The sequence below is a fragment of the Micromonospora tarapacensis genome (assembly GCF_019697375.1).
GTDB classification, from domain to species: domain Bacteria; phylum Actinomycetota; class Actinomycetes; order Mycobacteriales; family Micromonosporaceae; genus Micromonospora; species Micromonospora tarapacensis.
Window position 1 is genome coordinate 2,420,330 of the sequence record NZ_JAHCDI010000004.1, and the last position, 13,468, is coordinate 2,433,797.

15 protein-coding genes are annotated in these 13,468 nt (G+C 71.2%); 3 read left to right on the plus strand and 12 right to left on the minus strand.

Going from position 1 to position 13,468, the window contains the following annotated elements; genetic code table 11:
- Positions 1-55: 55 nt before the first annotated feature.
- The 10 genes from KIF24_RS16965 to KIF24_RS17010 all read right to left on the minus strand — a co-directional run bounded on the left by KIF24_RS16965 (position 56) and on the right by KIF24_RS17010 (position 8,809).
- Positions 56-616 carry a hypothetical protein gene (locus tag KIF24_RS16965; protein WP_221084878.1) on the minus strand — a complete coding sequence of 187 codons (561 nt, stop codon included), beginning with the start codon at positions 614-616 and terminating at the stop codon, positions 56-58.
- Positions 613-1,233 carry a hypothetical protein gene (locus KIF24_RS16970; protein WP_221084879.1) on the minus strand — a complete coding sequence of 207 codons (621 nt, stop codon included), beginning with the start codon at positions 1,231-1,233 and terminating at the stop codon, positions 613-615. Before KIF24_RS16970 ends, KIF24_RS16965 begins: the two co-directional genes overlap by 4 nt.
- 117 nt (positions 1,234-1,350) lie before the next feature.
- Complete coding sequence (locus KIF24_RS16975; protein ID WP_221084880.1) at positions 1,351-2,544, minus strand: hypothetical protein; 1,194 nt, start codon at positions 2,542-2,544, stop codon at positions 1,351-1,353.
- A gap of 115 nt (positions 2,545-2,659) precedes the next feature.
- Entirely contained in the window at positions 2,660-3,013 is a 354-nt protein-coding gene (locus KIF24_RS16980; RefSeq protein WP_221084881.1) for a hypothetical protein, read from the minus strand.
- 2 nt (positions 3,014-3,015) lie between these two features.
- Positions 3,016-4,035, minus strand: a complete 1,020-nt coding sequence (locus tag KIF24_RS16985) for a DUF4192 domain-containing protein (RefSeq protein WP_221084882.1) — start codon at positions 4,033-4,035, stop codon at positions 3,016-3,018.
- A 182-nt stretch (positions 4,036-4,217) separates the two neighbouring features.
- On the minus strand, positions 4,218-5,192 hold the full coding sequence (locus KIF24_RS16990) for a DUF932 domain-containing protein (RefSeq protein ID WP_221084883.1): 975 nt from the start codon (positions 5,190-5,192) through the stop codon (positions 4,218-4,220).
- Between the two features lie 123 nt (positions 5,193-5,315).
- Positions 5,316-6,494, minus strand: a complete 1,179-nt coding sequence (locus KIF24_RS16995; RefSeq protein ID WP_221084884.1) for a hypothetical protein — start codon at positions 6,492-6,494, stop codon at positions 5,316-5,318.
- Positions 6,491-6,970, minus strand: a complete 480-nt coding sequence (locus KIF24_RS17000) for a hypothetical protein (protein ID WP_221084885.1) — start codon at positions 6,968-6,970, stop codon at positions 6,491-6,493. The genes KIF24_RS16995 and KIF24_RS17000 overlap by 4 nt, the downstream gene beginning before the upstream one ends.
- Before the next feature lie 362 nt (positions 6,971-7,332).
- The gene (locus KIF24_RS17005) at positions 7,333-8,226 is read right to left on the minus strand and encodes a TRM11 family SAM-dependent methyltransferase (protein ID WP_221084886.1); all 894 of its coding nucleotides are present in this window, start codon (positions 8,224-8,226) and stop codon (positions 7,333-7,335) included.
- The gene (locus tag KIF24_RS17010; protein WP_221084887.1) at positions 8,219-8,809 is read right to left on the minus strand and encodes a hypothetical protein; all 591 of its coding nucleotides are present in this window, start codon (positions 8,807-8,809) and stop codon (positions 8,219-8,221) included. Before KIF24_RS17010 ends, KIF24_RS17005 begins: the two co-directional genes overlap by 8 nt.
- Positions 8,810-9,052: 243 nt before the next feature.
- Here KIF24_RS17010 and KIF24_RS17015 point away from each other — a divergent pair, with 243 nt between their 5' ends.
- Complete coding sequence (locus KIF24_RS17015; RefSeq protein WP_221084888.1) at positions 9,053-9,790, plus strand: hypothetical protein; 738 nt, start codon at positions 9,053-9,055, stop codon at positions 9,788-9,790.
- Between the two features lie 76 nt (positions 9,791-9,866).
- Here the strand turns inward: KIF24_RS17015 and KIF24_RS35100 are convergent, their stop codons facing one another.
- Together KIF24_RS35100 and KIF24_RS17025 are read right to left on the minus strand one after the other, a co-directional pair.
- Positions 9,867-10,211, minus strand: coding sequence for a hypothetical protein (locus KIF24_RS35100; protein WP_221084889.1), 345 nt, complete (start codon positions 10,209-10,211; stop codon positions 9,867-9,869).
- A gap of 159 nt (positions 10,212-10,370) precedes the next feature.
- Positions 10,371-11,852, minus strand: a complete 1,482-nt coding sequence (locus KIF24_RS17025; RefSeq protein WP_221084890.1) for a helix-turn-helix domain-containing protein — start codon at positions 11,850-11,852, stop codon at positions 10,371-10,373.
- A 384-nt stretch (positions 11,853-12,236) separates the two neighbouring features.
- Here KIF24_RS17025 and KIF24_RS17030 point away from each other — a divergent pair, with 384 nt between their 5' ends.
- On the plus strand, positions 12,237-12,542 hold the full coding sequence (locus tag KIF24_RS17030) for a pilin (protein ID WP_221084891.1): 306 nt from the start codon (positions 12,237-12,239) through the stop codon (positions 12,540-12,542).
- A gap of 7 nt (positions 12,543-12,549) precedes the next feature.
- Positions 12,550-13,452: a conjugal transfer protein TrbL family protein gene (locus KIF24_RS17035; protein ID WP_221084892.1), complete on the plus strand. Its 903-nt coding sequence runs from the start codon at positions 12,550-12,552 to the stop codon at positions 13,450-13,452.
- The last annotated feature ends 16 nt before the right edge of the window (positions 13,453-13,468 follow it).

Genomic DNA, 13,468 nt, shown 5'->3' on the forward strand with positions numbered 1-13,468 from the left:
CACCCGGATGGGTGGCGGGCCGGGTTCGGGATAGGGGTGCGTCAGGTGGTGGGGGTCAGCCGCGTTCGGCGCGGCGGCGTTGGTCGGCGGCGTACGCGTCGGCGGCGGCGGCCAGATCCGCGTGGGTGCGCCGCAGCGTGGACCACACCTCATCCAGCAGCCGGTAGGTCTTCGGGTTCGCCGGGGTCGGGCAGCGCTCGTCCATGTCTCGGCCGTGGGTGAACGGGCCGGCGTCCAGCCGCCATCTGCCGTGCAGCCATTCGGTTGGCACCTGCTCGCCGGTGGAGAGTGTGCGGGTGGCCGGGCGGTGGCAGTTCGGGTGGGGGCAGTCGTCCGGGATGGCCGGGACGCCGCAGGGCCGGTACGTCTGGTACCAGTGCGCGTCCGTTGTGGGCGAGCGCCGCCGGGGGCGCCCGGATGCGAGGCCGACGTCGATGGTGCCGCCGTCGGTCCACAGCGCCACCGGCTGCCGGCACCAGACGCAGCGCATGCCGTTCCACACGAACCGCACCTGCGTGATGGCGGCGGTGTGGCCGGTGATGGTCAGCACGGGCTCCGGGGCGGTGGCCACCCACGGGTTCAGGCCGCCGATCAGCCGTGGGTCGTCGGCGGTCACTGCGGCTCCCGGTCGTCGTCTCCGTTGTCGCCGGCCGCCTGCCGGGCGAGGTCGAGCAGCCGCTCCAGGCGCTTGCCGTAGTCCATGACGCGGGTGAGTTCGGCCCCGGCGAGGCGGGCGATGCCCCGGTACCCGCTCGGGGTCGGCTCGATGTTGACGAATCCGGGCGACGGCGGCACGTCCCGCTGTGGTTGCGCGGCGCTAGCGGTCGCCGTGTCGATGGCGTCCCACCAGCGTCGTTCCAGGTTGGTCAGACAGTGGCGGAGAAACTCGACGTCGTCGACGGTGAACCCGGCCATGATCCGGTCGTCGTGCGCGAGCCCGCGCACCGTGAGGTGCCAGGTGAGGTCGGCCAGCCGTTGCCCGAACTCCGCGATCAGGCTGGCCACCGGTTCAGCGGCAGCCAGTTCCTCGATCGTGGTGGGCAGGTGGTTGACGTCGACCTCGGCGCGGACGCCGAGGTCGACGGTGTGGCCGTGGATCTCACCGACGATCGTGATGGCCACGTAGTCGGGTCGCCCGAGGGCGGCGGCGAAGGCCAGCGCGGTCGCGGTCGTCTGTCGGGGAGCGACGTGCAGGTTGACCGACAGCGGGAACCTCGTCGTGGCGCCGGGCATGGGCACAACGCCAAGGTGTGTGGTGTGTTCCATAGGTTTCGTCCTCCAAGGACACGAAGGCCCGCCCGAGATCGGGCGGGCCGGGCGGTTTGATAGGGGTGGGTCAGTCGCGGTGGGTCAGTCGCGGTCGGGGTCGAGCCGGTGGTCGATGTACTCCCCGAGGTACACGGTGGTGAGCGGGACGCCTGCGATGTCCGGCACCTGCTCGGTCAGGACGCTGAGTTGGAGCCGTACGGCGTGTTCGGCCAGTCGGGGCGAGTGGGTGGCGCGTAGGCAGACCAGGTAGGTCTCGTGCCAGGTGACCCGGTAGCCGCCTGCGTCGGCCGCGGCGATGTCCGGGTCGCGGAATGTGGAGCTGACGGTGAGGGGCAGCCCGTATTGCGGGCAGGTGGCCGAGGCGTCGCGTCGGAGCCGGTAGGCGGCGAGCCGGGCGGTGGCCGGGGTGTCGGCGGTCACGGTGACCGGGATGGCGGTGGTGATCTCGTACAGGTGTGCGTGTGGCAGCCCCGGCAGGCCGAGGTCGCGTAGCAGGTCGTCGACCAGGCCGTACGGTGCGTGCCTGCCGGGCTGGTCGTCGATGTCCCCGGCGAGGAGCACCTCGATCAGCTCCGCCCGGATCTGCCGGACCAGGTACTGCCACGAATCGACCGCGAGCCGCCGCGCGGTGCGCGCCTCGATGATGCTGATGGGGCCGTAGCCCGGCGGCGGGGTGTACGGCTGGTGCGGGGCGTCGGTGTCCACGTTCAAGTCGACCGGCGTGTCCGGGTCGGGTTCGACGTGTACCCCTGTCGCGCTATCGAGGTCGGCCTTGGCGCCAGGCAGTTCGGCGAGCGCGGCGAGCAGCGTGTCGACCGCCTCCGTCCGGGCCAGGTAGCCGGCCTCGGCGCGCACGGTGGCGATGACCGCCGGCTGACCCCAGACGTCGTAGCTACGGTTGCCGGATTCGTCGCGTCCGCCGGTGGCGAGCGCCTGCGGCGGCTGTTGGAACGTGACGGCCGTGGCCGGGCCGAGCGCCTGGCGCACGGCCTGGTGCAGGTCGTCGCGGAACGCGGCGACCGCCCGGTCCAGGCTGGTGGAGGTGACCCGGCGGCGGAGGTTCACGGTGAGCTGCACGGTCCACATCTGCGGCAGCGGCGGTAGGTCGGCAGCTTTCAGGACGCGGCAGGCGACGTCGAGGCCGAACAGCCGGGCGCGTACGAGCGGGATCAGGCGGCGGCGCAGCTCGACGCCGAGGGCGTGGGTCACGTGCCGCCAGGCGGTGGCCTCGTCGCGCACGACGTCGGCCGCGGGGGGACTGGTGTGGGAGGTCATCTGTGGGTCTCCTGGTCTCCTGGTCTCCTGGTGGGAGGCGATGGGTGTGCGGACAGCGGGGCGAGCCGTGACGGCTCGCCCCGCTGTGTGGGCTCATAAGGTGTTGCGCCCCGGGTCAGTCGGCCTTGATCCGGAGGAGCTTGTCGGCGAGCCATTCCCGGGCGTTGGGTAGGGCGATGACGTAGGACGCGTTGATCCGGGCGGCGTGGCTGAAGGTTCGCGGGCCGGCGAAGTCGAGGGCGGCCACGACGACGAAGCCGCCGCAGTAGATCGGTTTGCGGACGCGGCCGACGAGGTCCGCGCCGAGGATGACGATCGGGCGGCGGCGGGTGTTGCGGCGGCCGTCCGGGATGGACGCGGTGAACTCGAATTCGCATCCGGCGTGCTGTTCCACCCGGTGCAGCTCCTGGCGGATCCAGTGGCTGGAGGTGATGACGACGGTAGCCTTCCACGCAGGTTTGGCAGCCATCGTCATGCCCGAGGTTCGATGTCGGACGGCGACTCGGAGCCGATGTCGGCGAGTGCCCGTTCGACATCCGCCGGGCTGATTCCCGCCTGCACCCCGTGCAGGATCAGACCGGCGAGTTCGCGCGACGGGTCGATGTGCAGGGCACGCTCGGTGGCCAGGGTGGCGATCATGCCGTCGCCGAGTTGCCACGCGGTGAGCGCGAGCAGGGTGGCCGGCGCCGGTACGAGGGGGTCCGGGGCTCGGCGGGTGACCTCGTTCCAGAACGCGAGGTGCCGTTCGTCCGGTTCGGCGTGGCCGGCGGCGAGGTCCCACACCGAAGGCCGGGCCAGTAGGACGAGGAGCCAGGCCACCTCGTCGTCGCCAAGCGCCGTGCCGGTGGCGTGCCGGATCAGGGCATCGGCGATGGCCGCGGCTGCGGCCTCGTCCACGGCGGCGTCATCGTGGATCAGCGGTTGCAGGCGAGCCGTCGCCCGGGTGACGGACTGCCGCATCGCTTCGCCGCAGGCGGTATCGGCCGGGCCGAGCAGCGCCGCCTTGGCCGCCCGGTTCGGCAGGGCCACCATGCCCGCGAACGTCGCCTCGGCCGCGACCGACGACGACATGGGATCAAAGGGCGTGCCGCCGGGTGAACAACCCGCGTGGTCGCAGTCCAGGTGGAAGACGCGGCTGTCGGTCACCCGCAACCGCTGTCGCACGGACAGCCCGCCGGTCGTTAACAGGTCGGCGACCGTGCGCAGCGCCGGGTCGACGTGACCGGCGGCGCCGTACCCGACGAGGACGACCTTGGCGTTCGGGTGGACTCGCCGCGTGACGTCGGCGAGGTGGCCACCCAGGTCGAGCAGGACGTCGCCACAGATGTCCGGGCCGGGCAGGTCCGTGCGGGCGGCGAACACGACGCGGTTGTCCGCGAAGGCGAGCACGACGATGCTGCCGTCGTCGGGCCGGAACCCGATCAGGTAGGGCACGACGGCGACGAGGTCGACGTCGGTGCGGATCCGCAGCTTGGGTACGGGAGAGGACATGAGGGATCTCCTTTTGAAAAGGGGGGATTTGAGAAAGGTGAGTGCCGGGCGGTCGACGGGCCGGGGCTGTGCTGCCGGGCGGGCCAGGCACCGCTGTGGTGGGCTTGGCGGTGGTGGGCTCGCCGGTGGCGGGCGCAGACGGTCGAACCTCTGCGCCCGCTACCGGTGTCGAGCGCGATCGGTCAGGCGGCCAGCACCAGGTCGAAGGCCCGCTTCTTGGTGGCGGTCACCGTGCCGTCGGCGAGGACCTTGTTGGCGCGGTGGTAGTCGCTGCGGGCGGGCTGCTTGTGGTCCAGCCACTCGGTGATGGCCTGGTAGCCGGCCCACGCGGTGCCGCGGATGTTGGCCTGGGTGGAGGCTTCCTCGAACAGGTAGCGCAGGTCCCGCTCGCGGCCCAGCTTGCGCAGGAACGCCGCTTCCTTGTCGTCCTCGTCCAGCGGCCACAGCTCGTCGGAGATGCGCTGGAGCTGGTCCCATTCGAGCTGCTTTTCGATCATCTTCTCGGCTTCGGCCTGGAACTGGTCCAGGTACACCGGCACCAGCTTCAGCGCGTCGCGGACCTCGGTCAGCTTGCCCTCGATGTCGCCGGAGTGGCTGAACGCGTACTCGCCGACGTTGTCCGCGAACGCCGCCGCCTGGGTGTTGGCGCACACGATGCGGACCGGGGTGACCAGCACCCGGGCCAGCCGGGAACCGTCGTGCGAGGTGCACATGGCCAGATACAGGTCCATGGCGTCGATGCCGGCCACCATCATCGAGTCGGGCAGCTTCATCGTCACGAACACTTCCCGGCCGCCGCGCAGGCTGCCGGCGGTCTCGAAGTGGGCGCCGGTCGCATCGACGATGAAGTTCAACAGCCCGGCGGCCTGCTCGTTCTGCACGACCTGATAGGACTTGCCGACCATGCCGAGCACCTCCCGCCGGCCGGTCTTGGGGTGGATGCGGGTGGTGGCCCACCGGTTCGGCACGGCCGCGCCGGACGGCACGGTCTGCAGGGCTTCCTTGCGGACGTCCCAGCCGCCGAGGTAGGCGACGTCCATCACCTGCTGGGCGGTGAGACAGTCGGTGGTGACGGTGCCGAGCCGGTGCCAGGCGTCGGTCCTGGCGGTGAAGAAGGCCGCGGATCCGTCGGTGAACTGTTCGATCTCGTGCGCCACGGCGGCGCTCCCTTCGGTAGTGGGGGAAACAGAGACAGGCGCCACCCGGGTCGGGTGGCGCCTGCGTGGTGCCAAGGGGTGATGGGTTGCCCGGCCGCCAGCGGCGGCCGATGGTCGTGGATTTCAGTCGGTGTCCGGGTCCAGTCGCTGGTCGATGCCGTAGCCCTCGACGGCGCAGGTGAGGACCGTGTGGTGCTCGACCCCGGCCAGTGCCCGGTCCAGTTCGCCCCGGATCAGGGCTTCGCCGGCCGTGGCGGCTGCGGCGCGGTCGGGTTGGTCGCGCAGCCACACGTCGTAGACGTGCCGCCAGGTGACCCGCCACGAGCCGTCGACCTCGCCGAGGTCGGCGGTGCCCCAGCCCTGCGCCGTCCATGGCCGCCGCCGCTCGTGCGGTCCGCCGGTGGACTCCATCAGGTCGCGCACGCGGCCGTACGCCTCGTAGGCGGTGGCCGCGCGAACCCGCACCGTCATGTCCGCGGTGACCGTGACGGAGTAGGCCCGCGGCAGCCGGTCGAACCCGAGGTCGAGCAGGAACCGCTCGACCCGCTCGGCGGTCTCCTCGTACTCCCCGCCGATCTCCTCGGTGGCCAGGGCGTGGACCGCCCGGTGGCGGATCTTGCGCCGCAGGTCGGCGAGCGCCCCGGTGGCCGCGTCGCGAGCTTCGATCGCGGCGGCGAGGTCGTCGCTGGCACCGGGCAGGCGGACGGTCGCCGGTTGCGCGTCGGTGCCGGCGGTGTGGATCAGGTCGTCGGGTCCGTCGTAGACGTGCCAGGTCAGCCCGGTCAGCGTGACGTCCGCGTCGGCCAGCTCGGGCAGCCGGGCGTTCACCATGGTTTGCGCGTCGGTGATCGCGGCGGCCTGCGAGGCGGCGGTGACCGAAGTCCGGAGGCGGACCTGGACCGTGATCCGGTACGGGTGCACCTCGGGGTAGTCGTCCTCACCGGGGATGAGGGCCACCTCGACCACCCGCGTGGGCCAGACGGTCACCTCGGGCAGCAGCCGGTACAACTCGTCCGGCACATGGTGCCACGCCTCCTCGCGGGCCTCGTCTTCGTCGGTGTGCATCCGCGTGTACGACATCTGCCCGTCGGCGGACATCGTCAACTCTCCGGGCGGCGGCTCCAGCCCCCAGCCGGTGAGGGCGTCCGCGCAGCCGTCCCGGCAGATCTCTCCCGCCTCCCACGCGGCGATGAGCGCGCGGCGGGCCTCGGCGGCGAGCAGGTCGCGCTGTTCGACAGCGGCGATCGTCTCGGCGCGCAGGTCCCTGATCCGCGTCTGCGCGTCGCCGGTGCCGGCGGTCATCGCCGCACGGCCGAACGGCTGGTACGGCCGGTGGCGAGGTGGGCTTCCTTGACCAGCCCGGCGGACTCCTCCAGCCGGCAACTGGCGGTGGCCAACGCGGTGGTCAGCTCGGCGCGGTCGGTTCGCGGCAGGGCGGACAGGTCGGCTCCGGTGCCGGTGTCGACCTGGTGAGCCAGTCGGCCGCTGAGCTGCGCCAGATAGGCGAGCAGCAGGTTCACGCCGTTGAGCAGCCGGGCGAGCTGGTCGCCGTCGGCCACCGTGTGCCGGCCGTGTGGGACGGCGTCGGACAGGTGCTCGGCCATGCGCAGCATGACCTCGACCGCCGTCGCGCAGTGTGCTGGGCTGACACCGGCCTCGGCGCCGAACAATGCGTCCAGCGTGAGCATCAGGTCAGGTGCCTGCGGCAGGCGCGGGGCGTCGGTCAGGCCGGTGAAGAAGTCGGCGTGGGTGATCAGGTACCAGGCGTTCTTGAGCATGCTGCTCTCCTTCGTTGGGCACGACGAGGAGGGCGGCCACCGGTGGTGGCCGCCCTCGCGGAAACAGGGATGTGACGGGTCGCCACGCGCGCCGGTCAGGCGTGCGAGGTCAACACCGTGTGGGCAACGTGTGCTGGGGCTGTCAGCCCGAACGTCGGACGACCGACCCCGAAGGGTGGGCTGATGCCGGCGTACGGCAGGGCTGTCAGGTCAGCGAAGGGGTGGTGCGAAAAGGGTGTGCGCCGAGGCTAACTCGACGACCTGTCAGCCCAGGCCAGCCGTCCCGTGAGCGGCGCTGACCGGACCTGTCAGCGCCGCGTATGTGACCTGACAGCCCAGGTCAGCGAGGGTGTGGGTAGGCTTCATCCGGCGGCGCCGGCCCGGGTTCGGTGGTGAACCGGAGCAGACCCGCGCCGCTTGCGGAGCACATACACATCCTCATGCGCGACGAGTGCGACGGGGATGCCGTCGGCCCGCGCCTTGCGTACGGCCATGAGCCCGAACATGTTGGCCCGGTGGACGAGTTGTCCGTCGCGGACGGCGGCGAGCATGGCGACGCACCGCTCCACCGGTTCGAGCCCCACGGACAGCGCCGCGGTGAACAGCTCGCCCGGCAGGTCGATCAGGTCGTCGGGAGTGCGCCGGACCGGGCGGCCGGTGAACACGAAGGTGCCGCCGGGGCGGAGCATCTCGACGCAGCCGGCCACGATCTGCCGCCACCCGTCCAGGAGCCGGTCCCAGCCCGCGTAGGCCAGGTTGCCGGCGCCCCGGTCGCCGTAGAGGTGGTCGCGTTTGTGGACCCGCTCGCCGGGTTTGGTGCGGACCAGCCCGTGCGTTTTCCGTCCGTACGGCGGTGAGGTGACCACGAGGGACACCTTGCCGTGGGAGCTGGCCGGCAGCAGCGCGGCCACGTTCCTGGCATCGCCGCGGGCGACCTGCCCCCACGAGGTGTGCCCGTGCTCGGCGGCCAGGGTGAGGTTCGCCTGGGCCAGGGTGGTGAACGTCGCTTCGATGTCCACGCCGATGCCGTCACGGCCGGACCGTACCGCCTCGACCAGCGTGGTGCCCGACCCGCACATCGGGTCCATGACGAGGTCGCCCGGGGCCGTGTACGCCTTGATGGCGTGCGCGGCCAGGTCGGGCAGCATCTTCGCCGGGTGCCGGGAGGTTTCCTCCACGTACCGGCCGCGCCGTTGGTCGCGGGCCGGTCGTTGGCAGGTCAGCCAGACCGAGGTGACGGGGAGTTGGTCAGCCATCGGCAGACCCCCGCAACGCGTCCTGCGAGCTTGAGAAGACAAGGACGTCGCTGTGCACGGAAAGGTGGGTGCCGCCGTCGCCGAGTTGCCCGCGCTGCCCGGTGAGGTCGTGCGCGGCCACGATGTGTTGGAGGTAGGTCAGCCCGGCCGCGCGGGCGGCGGCGATGAGGACCTGATTGACGGTGAGTTCGGCGGCGCCGAGCACCATCGCGACGCAGCCGCCGGCCATCACCCGTTGGGCGCAGTCGGCCAGGAACGGCACCGGCTCGGTGCGCTCCAGGGGCCAGCCGGCCACGACGAGGGAAGCCCGGCGGATGTCGCCGGACAGATCCTGCGGGGTGTGCCGCGCGTGGCGGCGCCGGGCCGCGCGGGCGGCCCGAGCAAGCTGTTCGCCGCTGGTGAGGTCGAGGACCAGCCGGCGGCCGTGGGTGAAGTTGCGCACGAGGCGGTCGGCGAGGGTGATGGACATGGTGTCGCCTGGGTGCGGGGCGGGCACGTGCCACACGGTGATCGGCACCGGCGGCTCGCCGGCAACGATGTCACCGACGGCATCCGGTGCGGGGATACGAATGGGTTCGGCCATGGGTGTGGTGGCCCCCGGACCAGGTTGGGCGTACTGACACTGCACAGACGCGACCTGTCAGGCGAGACGAACTCCCGGCCGACCGGTCAGGACCTGTCCGGGCGGGACCTGACAGCCTGCGAACCTGACGCGACCTAACCGGATCTGACAGAACCTGACAGCGGCCTGTGGTGACAGGTGCGGGTGTGCCAATGAGGGTCTTCGCCCCACACCCGGTGGGGCTGCTCTCCTTCAGGAGCCGCTATGCCCCGCACCGCCCTGACCGTCGCCGAGGACGCCTTCCGGCTGCTGGTCTGCGAACCAGCACCCCTGGCCTTCGACGGCCGCCCGATCGACGGCCTACCCGACCGGCACATCCCCCTAGACGAACTGCGTACCCTGCTGCGGAGCCGGACGATGAGCCCTGAGACGTCCGACGCCGTCTGGCGTCAACTCGCCCACCAGGCCCGAGACTGGGGGCCGGCGTGGACCGTCGGCGCGGTCGGTGTCGCCCTGCCCGGCCTGACCCACCTCGCCGCTCGTCTGTCGAAGGGCCACGCGAAACTGGCCGACGACATCGACTCCGAACTGCTCGCCGCGTTCCTGCAGACGCTGCGCACCGACGACCTTCAGGCACCGCGGATCTGGCTGCGGCTGTGCTGGGCGGCGTGGCGGGCCGGGCTCAAAGCCCGCCGCCACGACGACCTGCTCGAACTACCACCGGACGTGCCGGTCGGATCCCGCACCCCGTACCGGCCCTACGGCCACCCGGACCTCGTCCTCGGCCGCGCCGTCGCCGCCGGCATCATCACCGACGTACAAGCCGAACTGATCTCCTCCACCCGGCTCGGCGACGTCCTGATCGAGCAGATCGCCGCCGAATGCGGCCAGACCGGCGCGGTCGTGAGGATGAGGCGCAAGCGCGCCGAACGCAAGCTTGTGGCCGCTCTGAAGCAGGGTCAACTTGCCGTGCCCCGCCGGGTCGTGCCGGCCACCGCGTGACCTGCCGCGAAAGGGGTGCTCCGCACCCGGGCTGGTCACCGCCGGTCGTGTCTACTGGCGGTGACCAGCCGATCGACTACGGGCGGCGCGGCGTGGCGAAGCCGAGGTCGGCATCGCTCGCCGCGTGTAGCACGGCCCGCAACGCCTCCCGGTACCGCTGGTTCGGCCACCGGTGCTCCCCGCGCTCCAGCTTCGCGATGTAGGCCGCGTCCATCCGCGCTCCGCCGCCGCTACCCGCCACCAGCGTGTTGACGCTGTCGGCGAGTTCCTGTCTCGACATCGGCTGACCCGTCGCCGACGGCGACGCTTGGCGTAGCCGTGCCTGCCGGACCAGCGCGTTCGGGACTATCCCCGGTTCGGCCATCACCGCTACCGCCCTCCCGTGCAGGCTCGTGAGCGAATCCCACCAGCCGTACCGCACCGATCGAGATTGGCCGCCGGTGCCGCCGTGTCGGCAGCATAGGTGACGGGTGGTACCGGAGCTGTCACCGGTCGGTCCTGCGGGTCGGTGGTCGCCCGGGGCCGTCTTGGTGCGGGATCCGGTGGCGAAACGATCCCGGTCGTCGCCGTTGGTCTGGGGTCATGGTGGGCCGAGAACACTCGCCGCCTGTTCGGCGAAGGCGTCGACTGCCGCGTTCCCGTGGTGTGGCGCCAGCAAGCGTCGGACGACTCGGACACGTTCGACGCCTCGGGCGCTGGTGACCCCGGCGGACAGCGTCAGGCAGCGGGCGGCGATGTCGGCGGCCTCGTCGACGTTGCCGTCATAGACGTGTGCCTCGGCCAGCCAGGACAGGTACAGCGACAGCTCGCGGGCGTGCGCGTCGTCGTAGCTGTCCACTGCGGTGGCCAGCAAGCCGATGGCGTTCGTGGGGCGCTTGAGTTGGGTGAGGCACCGCCCGGCCATCACCGCGATCTCCTCACGGTTGAGCCAGTACACCCAGGCCGGATCCATGCGGGGATCGGTATCGGCGTACGCCTCATCGACCTCGCCCAAGGCGCGGAGGGTGGCCTGCGGGTCGCCGAACCGGGCGTTGGCCCACGCGACCCGCTCCAGCAGCAACGCCCGCGTGGTCGCGGTCGCGGCGGCTTTCGCGCCGTGGTAGGCGCTGGAGGCCAGTAGCACCGCGTCGCGGGGGTCGGCGACGTTGGCCTTCTGGTAGGCCAACGACGAGAGCAGGTTGGCCGCGAGCGGGTTGTCCTGCGCGGCGTGGGCGGCCGAGACGCCGCCGAGGTAGTACCGCTCGGCTTGCCCGTTCAGCCCGGCGTCGCTGGCGACCCAGCCGGCGAGCTGGCACAGCTCGCCGACCGCCGCCAGCAGTAACCTTCCGGTCGCTTCGCTGTACGAGGCGCCGCGCACCATGTCCACCGTGACGCGCAGCTCCCGGCGGACGAGGTCATGCATGTCGCCGCCGCCGAGGAAGTCGTCCATCCGGCGCAGCGCATCGGCGCGTTCGGTGACCATCGCCGCGAGGCGACGCCCGACCCGCCGTCCCGCTCGCATCTCGGCGACCTGCGGCGCATCGATCACCCGCCATTCGTGGGACAGCCGCAGCGCCTCGTCCGGATCGAGATCACGGTCATCGGCCAGGAACTCCGCCAACGCCTCCGCGCTCGCCGCACCCCAGGTGTCGCCGCCGAGCAGTCCGCTTGCGCCGACCGGCCGCGCTGAGGAGTCAACGACGAGCAGCGGGCTACCGCGCATGGTGTAGAACCCGAGGTCCGCGTCGGCCGCCGCACCCAGCACGGCGCGCAACGCTGCCCGGTACCGGCTGTTCGGCCAGCGGTGTTCGCCGCGCTCCAGCTTTCCGATGTAGGTCTCATCGAGGCGAAACTCGCGCCCGGTATCAGCGAACAGCCACGCGTTGACCGCCTCCGCGAGTTCCTGCCGCGACATCGCACGCCCCGACCCGGACGGCGAGGGCGTGCGTAGCCGCGCCGATCGCAGCAGCTCGTTCGGGGTTTCCGGGTGATCCGACACCGCCGCCGCGGCCTCCCTCCCGAGGTTGTCGCGTTCGTCGAGCCCGGCCCGCGACAGGTCGTCTCGCGCACCGAAACCGGTCATCAGTCAGCGTAGTTGACCGCTCACCAGAGGTGCGCGGCGCGGAGCCTAATGGCGTTCGCGGCGGTGCCCGGACCTGTCAACGGCGAACAAGTGGCAACCGGCTCGACCGCCGGCACTGGCGTCTACCTGCGGCGTCAGGTCTGGTCAGGTCGGGTCAGGTGGGCGGCGAGTTCGTACGGGCTGACAACTGAGGTCTGGGCGGTGCATGCCGCTGATGGCGTGCCCGCCTCGGTGGGCAACGACCTCGGGCGGCTGGCCGCGATCCGGTACGGCGTACTGACCCCCAACCCTTCGCAACGACGTAGGGAGGAGCGCCCCCACCGGCCAGCACCCGCGCGAGGTTCCCACCGAGGCGGTCCCACACATCCCTTGTGGAGACCGCCCATGCACGCGTACACCATCGTCTCCGCTGCCGGAGACCTGATCGCCGCAGCACCCGCCCTAGATGTCCTGGCGGCGAAGAGCATCCCCGAGGTCATTGCGGGCCTCGAACTGTGGATCATGGGGATCCTGGCGGCCGTGGCCACCTTGTTCCTCGTCATCGGGGGCCTGCGGTACATGACCGCTGGAGGTGACCCGGCCCAGGCAGAACAGGCCAAGGGAAACTTCAAGGCGGCCCTGGCCGGCTACGCCCTGGCCATCCTCGCACCGGTGATCCTGCAAGTCTTGCAGGGCATCCTCGGCGGCTGAAGCCGCCATGACCGACTGGCTGTACAACGGCCTGATCGAGTGGCTCGCCGAGCGTGTCCAGGGCATGCTCGGCGGGCTGGTCTCGCTCCTGACCGCCACCTTCTTCACCTCACCCGATGTCACGGTCTTCCCACAGGTCCAACTGCTGGCGGGCCGTTCCGTCGTGGTCGTCAACGCCGCTTTCGTGCTGGCGATCATCGTCGCCGGTGCCATCGCGATGACGCATGGCACCTTCCAGATCCGGTACCAGGCCAAAGACCTGCTGCCCCGACTGGTGTTCGGGTTCGTGGCGTCGAACTTCGGCGTCGAGTTGTGCCGGTTGCTGATCGAGACGGCCAACGCGTTGACGGTCGCGATGGTCGGTGAGACCGCGTCCGGTTCGCAGGTCATCGAGTTCGTCACGGCCCGCATCGTCGGCGCCTTGACCAGCCCGTCGTCAGCCGTCCTCGCGGTGGTGATCGGGCTGATCATCGTCGTGCTGTTCTACATGCTGCTCGTCGGCTGGTTCGCCAGGATCGCCACGCTGATCGTGCTCGCCGGGATCGCCCCGGTCGCACTGGCGTGTTACGCCCTGCCGCAAACCCAGGCCGCCGCCGGGCTGTGGTGGCGCTCGCTGCTGGGCTGTCTGGCCACGCCGCTGCTGCAAGCCATCTTCTTCACCACCGGCGTGGATCTGCTGCTCGACCCCGAGCACAACGTGCCGATCCTGCTGGGCCTTCCCGCCGGCGCGAGCACCGACATCTTCAACCTGTTCATCGCCGCCGTCCTGCTCATGGTGACCGTGCGCATCCCGAAACTGGTCGGCCGCTACGTCACCCGAGGCGGCCAGGTGTCCACCGCCGGAGTCGTGCTGCGCGCCGTGGTCATCCAGTCGATCACCCGCCGCATGCGCATCCCCGGACGCCGCTGACATCCCTCTTTCGCAA

Bases quoted from the DNA above. Each gene is read 5' to 3' on its own strand.
- KIF24_RS16980 (WP_221084881.1), bottom strand. From the start codon at position 3,013: ATGGCTGCCAAACCTGCGTGGAAGGCTACCGTCGTCATCACCTCCAGC.
- KIF24_RS17015 (WP_221084888.1), top strand. From the start codon at position 9,053: ATGCCCCGCACCGCCCTGACCGTCGCCGAGGACGCCTTCCGGCTGCTG.
- KIF24_RS17000 (WP_221084885.1), bottom strand. From the start codon at position 6,970: ATGCTCAAGAACGCCTGGTACCTGATCACCCACGCCGACTTCTTCACC.
- KIF24_RS16985 (WP_221084882.1), bottom strand. From the start codon at position 4,035: ATGTCCTCTCCCGTACCCAAGCTGCGGATCCGCACCGACGTCGACCTC.
- KIF24_RS16970 (WP_221084879.1), bottom strand. From the start codon at position 1,233: ATGCCCGGCGCCACGACGAGGTTCCCGCTGTCGGTCAACCTGCACGTC.
- KIF24_RS17010 (WP_221084887.1), bottom strand. From the start codon at position 8,809: ATGGCCGAACCCATTCGTATCCCCGCACCGGATGCCGTCGGTGACATC.
- KIF24_RS16995 (WP_221084884.1), bottom strand. From the start codon at position 6,494: ATGACCGCCGGCACCGGCGACGCGCAGACGCGGATCAGGGACCTGCGC.
- KIF24_RS17005 (WP_221084886.1), bottom strand. From the start codon at position 8,226: ATGGCTGACCAACTCCCCGTCACCTCGGTCTGGCTGACCTGCCAACGA.
- KIF24_RS16975 (WP_221084880.1), bottom strand. From the start codon at position 2,544: ATGACCTCCCACACCAGTCCCCCCGCGGCCGACGTCGTGCGCGACGAG.
- KIF24_RS17025 (WP_221084890.1), bottom strand. From the start codon at position 11,852: ATGACCGGTTTCGGTGCGCGAGACGACCTGTCGCGGGCCGGGCTCGAC.
- KIF24_RS17030 (WP_221084891.1), top strand. From the start codon at position 12,237: ATGCACGCGTACACCATCGTCTCCGCTGCCGGAGACCTGATCGCCGCA.
- KIF24_RS17035 (WP_221084892.1), top strand. From the start codon at position 12,550: ATGACCGACTGGCTGTACAACGGCCTGATCGAGTGGCTCGCCGAGCGT.